This is a genomic window from Bradyrhizobium sp. sBnM-33, assembly GCF_032917945.1.
In the GTDB taxonomy this organism is placed as follows: Bacteria; Pseudomonadota; Alphaproteobacteria; order Rhizobiales; family Xanthobacteraceae; genus Bradyrhizobium.
This window is the reverse complement of sequence record NZ_CP136624.1, coordinates 7,809,204-7,825,633: the sequence shown is the minus strand read 5'-3', so window position 1 is coordinate 7,825,633 and position 16,430 is coordinate 7,809,204. Positions and strand designations below refer to the sequence as shown.

Here is a 16,430-nt window from a genome sequence, read left to right as displayed (position 1 = left end):
ACACGGAACTCCGACGCGCCGAAATGCTTATCGTCTGTATTTCGGAGATTGCCGATGATCCGCTTGTTTGCCGGCCTGATCGTGCTCGCCTGTCTTGTCCAGCCGGTCTTCGCCGGCCCTGATGCGGCCGCGATCAATAACGCGGAGTTCAGGGGCAAGCCGCCGGCCAACGACAAGATCGATCCCATTGTCGTCAAGGCTCAGGTGCTGCTGGACCGCGCCAGTTTCTCGCCTGGCGAAATCGACGGCAAGCTCGGCGAGAACGCCCAGAAAGCCTTGCGGGCGTTCGCCGAAGCCAAAGGCCTCATCGTCAACAAGCAGCCGCTGACCCCGGAGATCTGGAGCGCTTTGATCGCGACCAGCGCGGATGCCATCGTCGTTGACTACAAGATCGCAGCGGCAGACGTGAAGGGGCCGTTCCTCAAGAAGCTCCCCGCCAGGATGGAGGACATGAAACGGCTGAAGGCGCTCAGTTACACCAGCCCGCGCGAGGCCATCGCCGAAAAATTTCATATGAGCGAGGCGCTGCTCGCGGCCCTCAACCCCGGCAAGAAATTCGACGAGGCCGACCAGACGATCTCGGTGATCAATGTGATTGCGCAAGAGACGGCGCCAATTGCAACCCGTGTCGAGGTCGACAAGAGCTCCCAGACCGTCAAGGCGTTCGCGAACTCCGACCTGATCGCCTTCTTTCCTGCAACGGTCGGAAGCGAGGAAAAGCCGACCCCGAGCGGCGTGCTCAAGGTGATCTCAATAGATGCCCGCCCGCACTACCGCTACAACCCGGATTACAAATTCAAGGAAGTCAGATCCAGGCGTGCCTTCACGATCAAGCCCGGGCCCAACAATCCTGTCGGAACGCAGTGGATTGGACTTTCCGCGGAAGGCTACGGCATTCATGGCACGGCCAATCCGTCAAAAGTAAGCAAGGCGGAATCTCACGGCTGCGTGCGTCTCACCAACTGGGATGCCGACAAACTGGCCAAGCTGCTGAAGAAAGGCGTAGAGGTTGCTTTCATCGAGCGCGAGGCGGCTAACAGGAAGTGACGTCTGGCGGGAGGAGGGCTGGCACGCGGCTCTTCATGGTCGCCACCAACATCATTTGCAATGACGCATGTGAGCGGTGAATATGCGCCATGTCATTTGCCTCGCTCCAGAACAATGTCCGACAGCTCTACGAGGGTGCAACGCCGGAAGGCGTCCGTTTTCGCTACGCACTGCTAGTGTTCGACATCGTAACCGTCCTGTTCATCATCGCGACGTCGTTTTTCCCCTCCAACGACGTTACTGAAATACTCGATGTCCTGTTCGGCATCGTGATCCTGGCGGATTTCTCCGCGCGGCTGCTCGTCAGCCGGCATCGAATGCTGGAGTTCACACGCTTCTCGACATGGACGGACGTCGTCGCGATCATTTCATTCCTGGCGCCGCTGGCCGGAGAGGCCGGTGGTTTTCTGCGGATCCTGCGAACGCTGCGGCTGCTGCGCGACTACCAGATGCTGGTGCGGCTGCGCCAGGACAGTTCATTCTTCCGGCGCAACGAGGAGGTGATCTTCGCGGTGACCAATCTGGCCGTCTTCATCTTCGTGATGACCGCGATCGTCTATGAGACCCAAAAATTCCGCAACCCTCAAATCGCGAACTATGCGGACGCGCTCTATTTCACCGTCACCGCGCTGACAACGACCGGCTTTGGCGACATCACCCTGCAGGGGACTGTCGGCCGCATGATCTCGGTCGTCATCATGATTTTCGGCGTTACCCTGTTCTTCAATCTCGCCCGCGCGCTGCTCTCGCCCACTAAGGTGCGATTTCCCTGTCCCACCTGCGGATTGCAGCGCCATGACAGCGATGCGGTTCACTGCAAGGCCTGCGGTACGGTGTTGAATATTCCCGACGAAGGTTTGACGTAGCGCGGCTGCCACCGGTTCATTCGTCCGTGGCAAACGCGTCGTAGACCAGCTTTCTGAATGCTGGCGTGATGCGCCCACGTTCGTTCTGGGTCTGCTCGAGCAGGATGTAAATCATGTCCAGCTTTGGGTCGACGCCGAAATAGGTACCGCTGCCGCTATCCCATTTGAGTTCGCCAATCGAACCTGGCGGCGGCGGTTTGGCATTTCCCGGATCGGTGCGCACGGCAAAGCCATAACCGTAGCCAAAGCCATCTCCCGGAAAGTAGTAATAATCCCGCGCACGCCGGAGCCGGGCCCGATATGGTCTGACGTCATCGACTTGAATGCGGCCAAGCTAAGGTACCGCTTGCCATCGAGTTGCCCGCCGTTGAGGATCATCTGGGCAAAACGGGCATAGTCGTTCAGCGTCGAGACCAACCCGCCGCCGCCGGATTCCCATTCCGGATGGGCGCGGCGTTCAGTCTCTGCAAGTTTCAGGATGGTATCGCTTGGCAGCGGCTCCGCCATCCGCGCGCGTTCGTCGGCACTTTCCAGCACGAATTTCGTGCTGGTCATGCCAAGCGGATCAAAGATGTGCTGCTTTTCAAACTGATAGAGTGTCTGTCCGGATACGATCTCGATGATGCGTCCGAGGACGTCGGTTGAATGTCCGTAACGCCAAAGAGTGCCGGGTTGTCGTGCCAGAGGCAACCTGGCGATGCGGTCGGCAAACACCTTGTTGTCGTAACGCCCATCGAAAAGGCCTGATTCCGAATAGGCCTTCATGATCAGCTTGCCGCTAGCAGATCCATAATGGTCACCGGCCGATCTGCCGGGACAAGCGTTAGAACGTTCTTGCCGTCAGTAGTTTCAGAACCGACAAGTACCTTCGCGTCAGCGAACCCCGGAATGAATTTGGACACGGGATCGGCGGGCGAGAGCTTGCCTGCGTCGATCAACATCATCGCCGCGACACTGGTGATCGGCTTCGTCATCGAATGAAGCGCAAAGATCGTGTTTGATGTCATCGGAGCCTTGGTCTCGACATCCTGAACGCCGAAACATTTCAGATAGACCGGCCTGCCGTGTTGCTGAATCAAGACGACGGCGCCTGGCAATCGCCCCGTTGCAACTTCATTGTTGAAAAACTCGGTGATACGTTCGAGCTTGCTCGGCGATGGCGCGGAGACTTTGGCCGCTTGGTCGGCACCTGCCATGTCCGTCCAGATTGCCAATGACAGGATCGCAGCAAAAAGTCGTTTGCCGCGAGATCCCGCAGTGCAATGCAATGTCTGCCGGGTCGGTTTCTTCATTTTGATTTGCCCCGCGGACCGACTGATTTGCCGGAGAAGTTCACCAACTGTCGAATGACTAGCATGTCGCGCACCTTGTCGCCACGTGGGCAATTGCCCCCAAGCGCGATGATGGCGGAGTCTCCCGACAGACATGCATTGGACGAGTTGATGCCATTTTCGGCTGCAAGCTTGTGTAGGGGGCTGAATCGAAAAGCAGCTCTCGTAACCAGGTGCGGACTTGGTTAACCTCAAGTTGCCAGGCCGGATCAACGGCCGGCGAACAGATTGGGAGGATGCGATGACACGCCAGGAACGGCGCGATTCACCACGGCATGATCCAGAAGTCGCGATTTCACGACGAGCGCTTGTCCAGGGGTTGGCGGTATGCGCCGGTGCTACCGTCGCGGGCGCCGGCGGCGCATTGGCCCAGACCGGCCCTATGGCGCCCCCGTCAACCGTCACCAGCCCGCCGCGCGATTTTAGTCCGCGCGGTGCCCCCACCACCTATTTCTGGGACCCGGACATCATCGCCATCGACCCATCCTTCAACAATCTCGCCCAGCCCGATACGGCGATCAAGCGCCTCTATACCGGTCTGTTGTGGGCGGAGGGCCCCGCCTGGAGTTCGCAGGGGCGTTACCTCCTGTGGAGCGACATTCCAAATAACAGGCAGATTCGATGGTCGGAGGATGACGGTCACGTCAGCGTCTTCCGTGCGCCATCCAACAACAGTAACGGCAACTCGTTTGATTTTCAGGGACGCCAGCTTTCCTGCGAGCATCTCACCCGGCGCGTCGTGCGCTATGAGCATGACGGCACCGCAACCGTGCTGGCTGACTCCTATGACGGCAAGAAGCTGAACTCGCCGAACGATGTCGTCGCGCATCCGGACGGCAGCTACTGGTTCACCGATCCGCCCTACGGTGGCATGCTCTATGAGGGCGAGCCTGACGTCGCGGGTGGGCCGAGCAATGCTGCCGGCAAGCTCAACCCACGGATCGGCCAACCGGCAGGCTTCGTGCCGGGCAAGCGCGAACTGCCGACCAACTGCTATCGCATCGATCCGTCTGGCCGGGTCGACCTCGTCGTGACCGAGGAACAGGTGCCAGATCCCAACGGCCTCTGCTTCTCGCCCGACTACAAGAAGCTGTATGTCGCCTCTACCGGCAAGGGGCCGGGCGACACCGGTCCCGGCGGCAAGGGCGACATGTTCGTGTTTGACGTCGGCACCGACAATAAGCTGACCAACCACAAGCGGTTCAGCGATTTCATGGTCGACGGCGTGAAGTGCGGACCGGACGGCGTGCGCTGTGACGTCAACGGCAATGTTTGGTGCTCCAGCAATGCCGGTCGCGCCGTCGGCTACAGCGGCGTGACGGTATGGTCCCCGGAGGGCAAGCTGATCGGCCGCATCCGTTTGCCCGAAGTGTGCGGCAACATCTGCTTCGGCGGCCCCAAGCGCAACCGCCTGTTCATGGCCGCGAGCCAGTCGCTCTACGCCGTGTACACGGCAACGCAGGGTGCCGGACCGGGCTGACGCGTTCCGCCTCTCTCATGTCATTCCGGGATGCGCCCGCGAGGGCGCAGGCCCGGAATCGATCGGGCCGCAGAGATTTCTGCTAAAGGGATTCCGGGCCCTCGCTTCGCGAGCCCTGGAATGACGAAACGGCGATTCATTAAAATTCGTCGCAAATTGGCAACGTCCAGCCAACCGCTGCGGCAAAAGTTGGGCACACTTAAACTCAGCGTTTATTGCGAACGGTCCACCCTTCTTCGCCAGAAGGGAGGCTCGTCCACCAATGCCTGTTTTCAAGTATTTTACCTACGTCGGATCGGCGTTACTCGTATTGTTGTTTGTTTCAAACGCCTATCTCACCGACGACGAAAGCAATTTGCGCTTCGATGGTTCGCTGTACGGGAGCGCGCTTTACGCGCCTCGCGCGGCAGAAACCCGAGCGACCGCGGAGCTTCGCTTTACCCGCGATGTCACGCCTGCGGTTCGCGTCAGGGAAGTGTTTGCCGTGTTCGTCCCCAATGAGCGCCGCCGCAACAAGCGTGATTCATGACGCCGGGCATGCCCGCGGTTGAGACCGGTGGGCACTCCCGAGCGGCATCCATCCGGCAACATTGCCGGCCGCCAAATGCCGGACAATGCCCGCGCTCTGGGAACGGGCCCGGGCCTTCGCCGTTATCTCCAAGTTTATCAATTTCGCTTCATTCCCGATGCGAAGCGTCCCCGAAACCCGTGCATTTCAGCTAGGATGAACCCATGTTTGGCATAGGTGAGGCGCGGCGTTGCGCCCCGATCATGAGGAGGTCGCCATGAGCTTCCGCCGCGATTTCATCAGCAAGCCGATCTTCGCTTTCGCGCGTGGTGCAATGCCCACGATGTCCGACACCGAGCGCGAGGCGCTGGAGGCGGGCGACGTCTGGTGGGACGCCGATCTCTTCGCCGGCAATCCCGACTGGTCGAAATTGTTGGCTGTCGCGCCGGCGACGCTGACTGAAGAAGAAAAGGCCTTTCTCAACGGCCCCGTCGACGAGCTTTGCGCCATGCTCGACGAGTGGAAGATCAACTGGGAATGGCGCGATCTTCCGCCGGAGGTGTGGTCCTTCATCAAGCGCCACAAATTCTTCGGCATGATCATTCCGAAGGAATTTGGCGGGCTCGGCTTTTCGCCCTATGCGCATTCGGAAGTGGTGCGAAAGCTTTCATCGCGCTCACTGACCGCCGCCGTCACCGTGATGGTACCGAATTCGCTCGGCCCGGGCGAACTGTTGATGCGCTTCGGCACCAAGGAGCAGCAGGATAGATGGCTGCCGCGGCTCGCCGAAGGCGCCGACATTCCTTGCTTCGGCCTGACCAGCCCTGAAGCCGGCTCGGACGCGGCCTCGATGGTTGACACCGGCGTCATCTGCAAGGGCAGTTTCGAGGGCCGGGAAGTCATCGGCCTGCGGCTGAACTGGCACAAGCGCTACATCACGCTCGGTCCCGTCGCGACGCTGCTTGGTCTCGCCTTCAAGGCCTATGATCCCGATCATCTCGTGGGCCAGCAGGAAGAACTCGGAATTACCGTCGCCCTGATCCCGACCCATCTGCCGGGCGTCGAGATCGGCCGTCGCCATCTGCCGGCGATGCAGGTGTTTCAGAACGGCCCGAACTGGGGTCGCGACGTGTTCATTCCGATGGACTACATCATCGGCGGGCAGGAGCGGCTGGGCCAGGGCTGGAAGATGCTGATGACGGCGCTGGCCGCCGGCCGCGGCATCTCGCTGCCGTCGCTGTCGGCTGCGGGGGCGGCGTATGCCGCACGCACGACCGGTGCCTATGCCCGCATTCGCGAGCAGTTCGGTATCTCCATCGGCAAGTTCGAAGGTATCGAGGAGCCGCTCGCGCGCATCGCCGGCACCGCCTATCTGCTCGATGCCGCGCGGCGGCTGACCTGCGCCGCCCTCAACCAGGGGCATCATCCCGCCGTCATCTCCGGCATCATGAAGCTGCACGCCACCGAGCGGATGCGGATCGTGATCGACGACGCGATGGACATCCATGGCGGCAAGGCCGTGATCGACGGACCGCAGAACTACATGGGCAGCCTCTATCGCGCGGTGCCGGTCGGCATCACGGTTGAAGGCGCCAATATCCTCACGCGAAATCTCATCGTGTTTGGCCAAGGCGCGATCCGCGCTCATCCATTCCTGCTCGAGGAAATGAATGCGCTGGGTGAAGCCGACCGTGCCAAGGGCTTGGAAGCCTTCGACAAGGCGTTCTGGAGCCATGTCGGCCACAGCTTCAAGACCATGTTCCGCGCCTGGGCTAGGTGCTGGACCTTCGGCCTGTTTGCGCCGGCGCCCGATGCCGGCGAGGCAACGCGATTCTATCGCCAGCTCTCGCGCTATTCCTCGGCATTCGCACTGTGCGCCGACATGGCGCTGTTGACGCTTGGCGGCGCGCTCAAACGCAAGGAAATGCTCTCGGCCCGGTTCGGCGACATTCTGTCCGAACTCTATCTGCTATCCGCCGCGCTGAAACGCTGGCATGACGAGGGACGCCAGCGCGAAGATTTCGCGGCGCTCGAATGGTGCATGGCGAGCGGCTTGAAGACCATCGAGAACCGCTTTGCGGAAATCCTGGCCAATCTGCCGAACCGGTTTGTCGCTGTGATCCTGAAATTCCTGATCCAGCCGTTCGGTGCGCGCGTGCTCGGCCCGTCTGACCGCGTCGTGCATCAATGCGCGCAGCTCGTGCTGGAGCCGTCGGCGGCGCGGGAACGGCTCACCTCCGATCTGTCAGCAGTCGATGATGACGGCGGCATCGCGCGGCTGGAGAAGGCGTTCCGGCTGGTGGCGGCTGCGGACGACGTCGCAAAGCAGATGCGCGCCGCGCGGCTGCATGACTGGAAGGAGGCGGTGAAGAAGGGTGTCATCACCCAGGCCCAGGGCGAGAAGTTGCAGGCTGCACATGAAGCCGTTGCCAAGGTGATTGAGGTCGATGATTTCGCCCCCGAGGCGTTGTCGCCGATTTACAGGAAGGGCGCCGACGTGCATCAGTTCTTCCAGGAACTGGGTGAACAGAGGGCGGCAAGCTGATGGCGCGACCGGTCTTTATCGTCGACGGCAGCCGGACGCCGTTCCTGAAAGCGCGCTCCGGCCCGGGACCCTTCACGCCGGTTGATCTCGCCGTTCAATGCGGGCGGCCGCTGTTGGCGCGGCAACCCTTTGCGCCATCGGCGTTCGATCAGGTCATTCTCGGCTGCGTTAACGTCATCGCCGACGAGATGAATCCGGCCCGTGTCGCCGCGCTGCGGCTCGGCATGGGCGAGAAGATGGTCGCCTTTACCGTGCAGATCAATTGCGGCTCCGGCATGCAATCGATCGACACGGGTTATCGTTACATCCGCGAAGGCGTCTCCGACCTGATCCTGGCAGGCGGCGCCGAAGCGCTGAGCCATGCGCCGCTGGTGTGGCCGCAACAGGGCGTGCGCTGGTTTGCTGGTCTTGCCGGCGCCAAAGGCATCGGCGCCAAGATCATGGCGGCGCTGAAGGTAAAGCCCGGTTATTTCAAGCCGATCATAGGGCTGGAGCGCGGGCTGACCGATCCCATCACCGAACTCAATATGGGTCAGACCGCCGAAGTGGTCGGGCATCTCTTCGGCATCACCCGCGCGCAATCTGATGCCTATGCTGCTGAAAGCCACAAGCGGCTGGCAAAGGCGCAATCGCAGGGCTGGCTCACAGACGAAGTAGAGACCGCATTCGCGCGCGACGGAAAGTTCTACGATCATGACGACGGTGTGCGGCCCGACTCAACGCCGGAGTCGTTGGCAAAACTGAAGCCGGTATTCGAGCGTCCCTGGGGCAAGGTCACTGCCGGCAATTCCTCGCAGATCACCGACGGCGCGTCCTGGGTGATCCTGGCGTCCGAAGAGGCTGTGGCCAAACACGGCCTGGCGCCGAAGGCGGTCATCCTTGACAGCCATTGGTCGGCGCTCGACCCTGGCATCATGGGGCTAGGGCCGGTGCTGTCGGCGACAGAGCTTCTCAAGCGCAACGAGCTGACGCTTTCCGATATCGAGACCTGGGAACTGAACGAGGCGTTTGCGACCCAGGTGCTGGGCTGTCTCGCCGCCTGGAACGACGAAAAGTTCTGCAAGGAGATTCTCGGCCTCGACGGCGCGGCCGGCGAACTCGACCAAAGCAAGCTGAACGTCGACGGCGGCGCGATCAGCCTCGGTCATCCCGTCGGCTGCAGCGGCAACCGCATCGTGCTGCATTTGGTGAACGCGATGAAGCGATTGGGCACCAGACGCGGCATCGCCACCGAATGTATCGGCGGCGGGCAGGGCGGCGCGATGTTGATAGAAACGGTGTGAGCATGGATAGCCAGATCATGAACGTTCTCGGCGATCGCGTGCTCGAGCTCGGGCCGAAACCTGACGCTGATAGCCCGTACAAGAATTTCCGACTGACCCGCGATGGCGACGGCGTCGCCTGGCTGTTGTTCGATCGCGTAGGCACCAGCGCTAACACACTGTCCGCCGATCTGATCGAGGAATTGGACAAGGTGCTGGCAGAGCTGGAAAGCCGCCGTCCCACGGGCCTTGTCATTCGTTCCGCCAAAAAATCCGGCTTCATCGCCGGCGCCGACGTCAACGCCTTTCGCGGCGCGAGCGACGTGGCGGCAGTCGAGACAGAGATCGGTCGCGCGCATGCTGTGATCGACCGCCTCGAAGCCTTGCGCGTTCCGAGTGTGGCCGTGATTCACGGCTTCTGCCTCGGCGGCGGCTTAGAGGTGGCGCTGGCCTGCCAGATGCGAATTGCGATCGAGGACGCGCGGTTCGGCTTTCCCGAGGTGATGCTCGGCCTGCACCCCGGTCTCGGTGGCACCGTGCGCTTCACGCAGCTCGTCAATCCGATGCAGGCGATGCCGCTGATGCTGACCGGCAAGACCATCGATGCCCGCCGCGCAAAATCGCTCGGGCTGGTCGACGCCGTGTCGCAGGAGCGGCATGTCCTCAATGCGGTGAAGGACGCGGTGTCCGGCCGGTTGAAGCGCGCGAAGCCCGGGCTTCTCAACTCCGTTCTCAGCCTCGGCCCGGTCAAGGGCTTTCTCGCCTCGCGCATGCGCCGCGAGGCCGGCAAGGCGGCGCGGGAGGAGCATTATCCCGCGCCTTATGCGCTGATCGATCTCTGGGAAAAGCACGGCGGCGACCGGCGGGCGATGCTGAATGCGGAGAAAGCGTCTTTCGCCCGACTGATGGTGACGCCGACCGCGCAGAACCTGATCCGCGTGTTCTTCCTGCGCGAGCAGATGAAAAAGCTCGCGGGATCCGGCAATAGAATCGAGCATGTTCACGTCATCGGCGCCGGCGCCATGGGTGGCGACATCGCCGCCTGGTGCGCCGGCCAGGATTTGCGGGTGACGCTCGCCGACATGAAGCCGGAGCCGATCGCAGGCGCGATCAAGCGCGCCGCCGATCTCTACGGCAAGATCCTGCGCAAGCGGACTGCCGTGCGCGATGCGTTGGACCGGCTGATGCCGGACATGCAGGCCGAGGGTGTTCGCAACGCCGATCTCATCATCGAGGCAGTGCCGGAAAAACTGGAGCTGAAGCAGAAGGTCTATGCCGGGATCGAGCCGAAAATGAAGCCGGGCGCGATCCTCGCGACCAACACGTCGAGCATTCCGCTGCAGGACCTGCGCACCACGCTGCAAAAGCCCGAGCGGCTTCTCGGCCTACACTTCTTCAACCCGGTGTCGCGGCTGCAACTCGTCGAAGTCGTCAGCCATGACGGCACCGACGCGCAATTGCTGAAAGAAGCGCTCGCCTTCGTCGGCGCCATCGACCGGCTGCCGCTACCGGTGAAATCATCGCCCGGCTTCCTCGTCAACCGCGCGCTGACGCCCTACATGCTGGAAGCGATGCTGATGCTGGACGAGAAGATCGACAAGACTGTCATCGACGCCGCTGCGAAAAAGTTCGGCATGCCGATGGGTCCGATCGAACTCGCCGACCAGGTCGGCCTGGATATCTGTCTCGATGTCGGCGACATGCTGCGCTCGAAGTTCGGCGACATGCTGCCGCCGACGCCGGCCTGGCTGCGGGAAAAGGTCGCCAGAGGCGAACTCGGCCGCAAGTCGGGCAAGGGCTTTTACACCTGGAAGGAGGGCAAGGCCGACACCTCATCCGGCCTGCCCGCGACATCGGAACCATCTGGGGAAATGATCGACCGGCTGATCCTGCCGATGTCGAATGTCTGCGTCGCCTGCCTGCGCGAAGGCATCGTCGACGATGCCGACGTGGTCGACGGCGCCGTCATCTTCGGCACCGGCTACGCGCCGTTCCGCGGCGGTCCTCTGAACTATGCGCGAATCCGAGGGGTTGAGAACGTGGTCTCGACGCTGCGGGCGCTCACGGAAAAATTCGGCGGAAGATTTGCGCCGGATGCCGGCTGGGAGAATTTCAAGTGAATGAACCCCGTCTGCACGCGCCGGTCGCGACCGAGATCGAGACGCGCGGCGATCTCTGCATTCGCACGTTGGCGATGCCGGCCGACACCAACGCCAATGGCGATATCTTCGGCGGCTGGCTGCTCAGCCAGATGGATATCGGCGGCGGCGTGTTCGCTTCCAAGATCGCGAAATCGCGCACGGTGACGGTTGCGATCGAGGCCATGAATTTCCGCAAGGCCGTCTATGTCGGCGACCTCGTTTCAGTCTACGCCAATCTGGTGCGGGTCGGACGCACCTCGATCACGGTGCATCTCGAAGCCTGGGTCGTACGCCGCAGGGAGTTGCAACAGATCCTAGTGACCGATGGCAACTTCACCTACGTCTCGATCGACGATAACGGCCGCCCGCAGCCGGTTAGCCCGGACGGCGTTATCAAGACCTAGCAATTACGGGCAGGGACGCTCATAGCCGTCACGGCCGATGAAGGTGCCGCGGCGCGGGTCATAAGTCTGCGAGCGCATGCAGCGCGGTGTATCGTCGTAATACCGGGGCGGCGGCGGTGCGTATTGCGCCTGGACGCCGCAATAGCGCGGCGAAACTGCGACCCAGCCGTCAGGCTGTTCCATGTAGCAACCGCCCTGATACCAGCGATAGCCGCCGGGCCGCGGCTCGCCCTGGGCGCCGATCGCAGCACCCGTGGTCGCCCCGACGATCGCGCCAACCGCCGCACCGCGGCCGCCGCCGAGCGCGCCGCCGACGATGGCGCCCGCCGCGCCGCCGAACAGCGCCCCGCCGAGCGTGCTTTCCTGCGCCGCAGCCTCCTGGAGCGGTGCGCAAGCCGCAAGGGCAACCAGCATCGAGAGCGCGAATTTCGGCATCATGTCAGTTCTCCGGCCATTTGGACGATTCGCTTTGTTCCGGGACCAGCTTTGGCACAGCTCAGCCCCGCGGCGCAATGGTGGCAGCAGGAACAATTGCAGGTGCAACCCGTTGTAGGCCCGGAATAAATCTGAGGCTGGGCCATGTCGGATACCTACATCATCGAAGTCGGCTCGCAGCCGGCAGGGATCATCGTGCGCGCTCCCGGCGGCTATCGGTTCTTCGCCGCCTCGCATCGTTTCAACCGGCTGGAAGGACAGATATTTCGCAACGCGCGCGAGGCCGAGCGTGCAGCCTACCGTCTCGTCAGCGGGATGACGCTGGCGGCGTAACCGCCAGCGCCGGTCTTCCGGCGGTCAGAGCTTGGTGGCCGACCGCGACAGCAGCTTCCAGTCCGAACCCTGTTTCTGCCAGTTCATCAGGACGTGCAGGTTCTGCGGAACCTTTTTGCCGTCGGCCGCAAATTCCTGCTCGCCAACAAAATTGAAGCGCACGATGGCGGCCGGGCCGACGACACGGATGGTGGGGTTCTTGTATTCAAGCGAGGTCCATTTGTATTTCGCATTCTTGACGCCCGCCAGCAGGGCCGCCTTATCGTCGACAGCTCCGCTGGAGTGGCTGTAGCTGAGTTCTTCCGCGCAGAGCGGGGCGATCCCTTCGGCATCGCCGACCGCCTGCGCTGCACGGAAGGCTTCGACATTCTTCGCGATGGCATCCTCGTCCGCGCCGGCAAAAGCGGGGACCACGCCCATGAGACCCAGTGCGAGTACAGGCAAAGCGAGCTGACGGCGATCGATGTTCATGGTTTCCTCCATTCGTTTTTAGTTGTGATAGTAGTGTTGCAGCCACAAATTGCTTTGTCGAGCGGTCGCGCATGACGTGGCTCGCATGGCTTCGGGGCCCTAACCAGGTTCGTTGTTTCGCTCTGCCAAACGCCTCCGCAGCCTATCTACCTCGTTGACCGCGACCCCAATCAGCCGCACCATAACGGCAACTTTGTGCCCCAAGTCCATATCGCGAGGGAGCCAGCCGTGGCCGGACTGTCCCACCGTCAGACTGAAATCCTCAACATCGCCCGCGCGTTTGGTCGGGTGATGGTGGAAGACCTCGCCAAGCGGTTCGAGGTTTCGGCGCAGACCATCCGCAAGGATCTCAATGACCTCTGCGATCAGCGCTCGCTGACCCGCATCCATGGCGGCGCCATCATCGCCTCCGGCGTGGAAAACCTCGCCTACGAGGCGCGGCGCTTCGTGGCGGCGGAGGAGAAGCGGGCGATCGGCATCGCCGCGGCGTCGCGGATTCCGAACGGCTGCTCGCTGTTCATCAACATCGGTACCACGACCGAAGAAGTCGCGAGCGCGCTGACCTCGCATGAAGATTTGCTGGTCATCACCAACAATCTCAATGTCGCGATGCTGTTGTACCGGCATCCGCGCATCGAGGTGATCGTGGCTGGAGGAGCCGTGCGCCGCGCCGACGGCGCCGTGATCGGCTCGACCGCGATCAGCCTGATCGGCCAGTTCAAGGTCGATTACGCCATCATCGGGGCGTCGGCGATCGACGAGGAGGGCGCATTGCTCGACTTCGATTATCGGGAAGTGCAGGCCGCGCAAGCGATCATCGCCAATGCGCGCAGCGTCATGCTGGTCGCGGATTCCACAAAACTCCGCCGCAGCGCACCGGTGCGCATCGCCCATCTCAGCCAGATCCAGACATTTGTGACTGACGCGCCGTTGCCGGCGGGTCTTGCTAGCATCTGCAGCCACCGCGGCATCGAGGTGGTCGAGGCGATGGAAAAGCCGGCGGCGGATATCGACGAGCCTGCTACCGAGCCTACCGCGGCCACGACCGCAACGCCTATCCGCTTGCGCTAGTTTCTGGCCACGGCGCGGCGTCGCCGCTGTTTTTCGCGATTGCCGCACCCGTTCATGCTGCACCATTGCCGGCGCTGACTCTTGCTCGTGTCGAGGTAGTAGACATCGCAATCAGCGGCAGCGCATTTTCGGATTCTCGTGCACTCCTCGTCGACCAGTAGAGATTCGATCGCCAGCGCGCAGGCATGCAGCGGAATTTCGGGTGTCCACGGCGAACACCAGCGGTATCTGACCAACCCGCCGGACCGCGAAGCGACCAGCGTCCGGGCTGCGTGGGCGGCCTTGATCGCGGCAGAGAGGGCGTCCAGGTCTGGCTGCCGCCCCGGCCGTCCAGAGACTTTCGCTTCCAGGATATCGTGAAGGTGCTCGCGAAGTCTGCGCGCGCCTTTCACGATGCGACCAAGCGCCGGACCACGCCGCAGCCGCTTAGCAATCGGTGGCTCGATAAGTCCAGCCAATTCAGCGAACCGTACCAGGTCATGGTAAGTCGCAAGATTTTCGATCGGTTCGTCAGAGGGCCGCTCATCCAGCGTATTCACGAAGTCGAGGGCTGGATGTCCACCACTCCATTCAAAACCATCGCCGCGGTTGTTCATCTCGTCCTTGTTCGGTGGTTCGCTTTGGCGTAACGGTTAAAATGCTACATTCAGGTTATCATTCCTGCGACCTTAATGGAAGTAGATCATGTTCGAGTTGGCCGCCGATCGGCGCGTGCCCGGGAATTACGTTCGCGGGGCTCTCTACGGGCTCGCGGCCGTAAGTATCTGGTCGGGTTGGATCGTTGTGGCTCGGCTCGGGCTAAAGACGAGTCTTACGCCGTGGGACATCGCTGCGCTTCGTTTCGTCGTGGCCGGCGTGCTCCTGCTGCCTTATGTCCTGCAGAAGGGTCTCGCGTTCGAACGCTTGGGCTTGATCGGATTGACGGCAATCGTGCTTGGCGGTGGCGCTCCCGTGCTGCTCGCCAACACAGGTCTGCTGTTCGCCCCTGCAGCCCATGCCGGCGCCCTGTTTCCCGGAGTGATGCCGCTGGCGGTCGCGGTTCTGGCTGCGGCCTTCCTGCACGAGGCGTTCACGGGCGCGAAAAAGATCGGTTTTGCGCTGATCATGATGGGCATCGTCGGCATCGCATGGGGCACGGCCGGGGCGATAGATCCGAGGCAGACGACGGGACACGCGCTGTTCCTCGCGTCCGCGTTTGCCTGGGCCTGCTACACGGTGGCAATGCGGCGGGCGCGGCTTGATGGATTGCATGCTGCAGGCATCGCCGCAGTCGGCGCCTTGATGCTCTATGTCCCCGTCTACTTTCTTGCGGAGGGCACAAGCCTTGGCAGGGTGTCTTTGGGTGACGTTGCTCTTCAGGCATTTGTCCAAGGTGTTCTGACGGCGATTGTTTCACTGGTTTTTTATGGACGCGCTGTCAGTCTGCTGGGCGCCTCAAGCGGGGCCGCCTTTGCCTCACTATCCCCAGTCATGACGGCGGTGATGGCTATTCCGATTCTCGGGGAATGGCCGGTGACGTTGGACTGGATTGCTATCGTCTCGATCTCGGCCGGTGTTTACGTCGTGAGCGGCGGGCCGCTGCCGCGACGGGCCTACTCGGCTTCTGCGCGGGCCAAATGATTTCGGTATGCTCCTCGTTTTCGTCTTGCTTTCATTGTCATGCTGGTCGCAGATTCTACAAATCTCCGCCGCAATGCGTCGCTGCGTATCGCTCAGCTTACCAGATCCAGACCTGTGTGACTGACGCGCCGTTGCCGGCGGGTCTGGCCAGCATCTGCAGCCACCGCGGCATCGAGGTGGTCGAGGCGATGGAAAAGCCGGCCGCGGACATCGACGAGCCCAGCGGCGAAACGGCTGCGACGGTGGTGCGGCTGAAGTAGCTCGCGATCATCCCTGCGAGCCGAGCAGCGATCTCGTTTTCAGGAACTCCCGACACTTGGCGAGGCCAGGCCAAACGACAAGAGAAGCCTGCGCATGGGGTGAGAATGCCTGGTGCAAATTCAGCACCTCCGCATGCATTCCCGGGTAAGGGCCCGGTCCCGGACGCAGAATCGCATCCAGCGCGCCGCTTAACAGGCTCGCTACATCATCGGTCGAGGTTATCAGAACATACTCCGGCGCCTGTTCTGTGTTCGCCAGTTTCGCCAACAGACCATGCGGGTCGGCCGTCAAGTTCGGAGAGACACCAAGCCGTAACGCCTTTGTCGGCAATTTGCGCGCGACGGCATCCGCAGCCGCAGACATTCGTTCGAAGGCATCGCTGATGGTGGGCAGCATTGCCTCCCCATGGCCGGTGAGGGTGAGGCCGCGCGGCATGCGCTGAAACAGCGGAACTCCCAAGATCTGCTCCAGATGCTTGATCTGCTGGCTGACGGCGCCCGGTGTTACCGAAAGCTCCTGCGCAGCCAGTTTGAAGCTGAGATGGCGGCCGGCAGCCTCGAAGGCTCGCAGTCCGTTGAGTGGAGGCAATCTGTAGCTCACTAGGATCCATCCATAGGCGTTAGGCGCGCGCAGATTAGAAAATCTAACTCAACTG

15 protein-coding genes and 2 pseudogenes are annotated in these 16,430 nt (G+C 62.0%); 12 read left to right on the top strand and 5 right to left on the bottom strand.

The window, feature by feature from the left end:
* Positions 1-54: 54 nt before the first annotated feature.
* Positions 55-1,047: a L,D-transpeptidase family protein gene (locus RX328_RS36650; RefSeq protein WP_213249104.1), complete on the top strand. Its 993-nt coding sequence runs from the start codon at positions 55-57 to the stop codon at positions 1,045-1,047.
* 89 nt (positions 1,048-1,136) lie between these two features.
* On the top strand, positions 1,137-1,913 hold the full coding sequence (locus RX328_RS36645) for a potassium channel family protein (RefSeq protein ID WP_213249102.1): 777 nt from the start codon (positions 1,137-1,139) through the stop codon (positions 1,911-1,913).
* A gap of 16 nt (positions 1,914-1,929) precedes the next feature.
* Here the strand turns inward: RX328_RS36645 and RX328_RS36640 are convergent.
* A pseudogene (locus RX328_RS36640) lies at positions 1,930-3,109 on the bottom strand (serine hydrolase domain-containing protein).
* A gap of 376 nt (positions 3,110-3,485) precedes the next feature.
* On the opposite strand from RX328_RS36640, the gene RX328_RS36635 reads away from it, so the two are divergent.
* The 6 genes from RX328_RS36635 (at position 3,486) to RX328_RS36610 (ending at position 11,584) form a co-directional block, all read left to right on the top strand.
* Entirely contained in the window at positions 3,486-4,724 is a 1,239-nt protein-coding gene (locus tag RX328_RS36635; protein ID WP_213249100.1) for an SMP-30/gluconolactonase/LRE family protein, read from the top strand.
* 262 nt (positions 4,725-4,986) lie between these two features.
* Entirely contained in the window at positions 4,987-5,253 is a 267-nt protein-coding gene (locus RX328_RS36630) for a hypothetical protein (protein WP_213249098.1), read from the top strand.
* 256 nt (positions 5,254-5,509) lie between these two features.
* Positions 5,510-7,777: an acyl-CoA dehydrogenase gene (locus RX328_RS36625; RefSeq protein WP_213249096.1), complete on the top strand. Its 2,268-nt coding sequence runs from the start codon at positions 5,510-5,512 to the stop codon at positions 7,775-7,777.
* Complete coding sequence (locus RX328_RS36620) at positions 7,777-9,060, top strand: acetyl-CoA C-acetyltransferase (RefSeq protein WP_213249094.1); 1,284 nt, start codon at positions 7,777-7,779, stop codon at positions 9,058-9,060. The genes RX328_RS36625 and RX328_RS36620 overlap by 1 nt, the downstream gene beginning before the upstream one ends.
* A gap of 2 nt (positions 9,061-9,062) precedes the next feature.
* Positions 9,063-11,159 (top strand): 3-hydroxyacyl-CoA dehydrogenase NAD-binding domain-containing protein, encoded by a 2,097-nt coding sequence (locus RX328_RS36615; RefSeq protein ID WP_213249092.1) that lies wholly within the window; start codon positions 9,063-9,065, stop codon positions 11,157-11,159.
* Between the two features lie 74 nt (positions 11,160-11,233).
* The gene (locus tag RX328_RS36610) at positions 11,234-11,584 is read left to right on the top strand and encodes an acyl-CoA thioesterase (RefSeq protein ID WP_249726197.1); all 351 of its coding nucleotides are present in this window, start codon (positions 11,234-11,236) and stop codon (positions 11,582-11,584) included.
* Positions 11,585-11,722: 138 nt separating this feature from the next.
* Here RX328_RS36610 and RX328_RS36605 read toward each other — a convergent pair.
* Positions 11,723-12,022 (bottom strand): annotated as a pseudogene (locus RX328_RS36605) (glycine zipper domain-containing protein); the annotation flags it as partial.
* Positions 12,023-12,163: 141 nt separating this feature from the next.
* Between RX328_RS36605 and RX328_RS36600 the strand changes: the two are divergent.
* Positions 12,164-12,352, top strand: coding sequence for a hypothetical protein (locus tag RX328_RS36600; RefSeq protein WP_057844059.1), 189 nt, complete (start codon positions 12,164-12,166; stop codon positions 12,350-12,352).
* Between the two features lie 24 nt (positions 12,353-12,376).
* Here RX328_RS36600 and RX328_RS36595 read toward each other — a convergent pair whose 3' ends face one another.
* Positions 12,377-12,823 carry a nuclear transport factor 2 family protein gene (locus tag RX328_RS36595; RefSeq protein WP_213249088.1) on the bottom strand — a complete coding sequence of 149 codons (447 nt, stop codon included), beginning with the start codon at positions 12,821-12,823 and terminating at the stop codon, positions 12,377-12,379.
* 228 nt (positions 12,824-13,051) lie between these two features.
* On the opposite strand from RX328_RS36595, the gene RX328_RS36590 reads away from it, so the two are divergent.
* A complete protein-coding gene (locus RX328_RS36590; protein ID WP_213249086.1) occupies positions 13,052-13,894 on the top strand; it encodes a DeoR/GlpR family DNA-binding transcription regulator in 843 nt (280 codons plus the stop codon).
* Here the strand turns inward: RX328_RS36590 and RX328_RS36585 are convergent.
* The gene (locus tag RX328_RS36585) at positions 13,891-14,490 is read right to left on the bottom strand and encodes a CGNR zinc finger domain-containing protein (protein WP_213249084.1); all 600 of its coding nucleotides are present in this window, start codon (positions 14,488-14,490) and stop codon (positions 13,891-13,893) included. The two genes, RX328_RS36590 and RX328_RS36585, sit on opposite strands and share 4 nt — an antisense overlap.
* Positions 14,491-14,578: 88 nt before the next feature.
* On the opposite strand from RX328_RS36585, the gene RX328_RS36580 reads away from it, so the two are divergent.
* Together RX328_RS36580 and RX328_RS43975 are read left to right on the top strand one after the other, a co-directional pair.
* Positions 14,579-15,514, top strand: a complete 936-nt coding sequence (locus RX328_RS36580) for a DMT family transporter (RefSeq protein ID WP_213249082.1) — start codon at positions 14,579-14,581, stop codon at positions 15,512-15,514.
* Positions 15,515-15,630: 116 nt separating this feature from the next.
* Entirely contained in the window at positions 15,631-15,774 is a 144-nt protein-coding gene (locus RX328_RS43975; RefSeq protein WP_409410752.1) for a hypothetical protein, read from the top strand.
* A gap of 7 nt (positions 15,775-15,781) precedes the next feature.
* On the opposite strand, the gene RX328_RS36570 is transcribed toward RX328_RS43975, so the two are convergent.
* On the bottom strand, positions 15,782-16,375 hold the full coding sequence (locus RX328_RS36570; RefSeq protein ID WP_213249080.1) for a LysR family transcriptional regulator: 594 nt from the start codon (positions 16,373-16,375) through the stop codon (positions 15,782-15,784).
* Between the last annotated feature and the right edge of the window lie 55 nt (positions 16,376-16,430).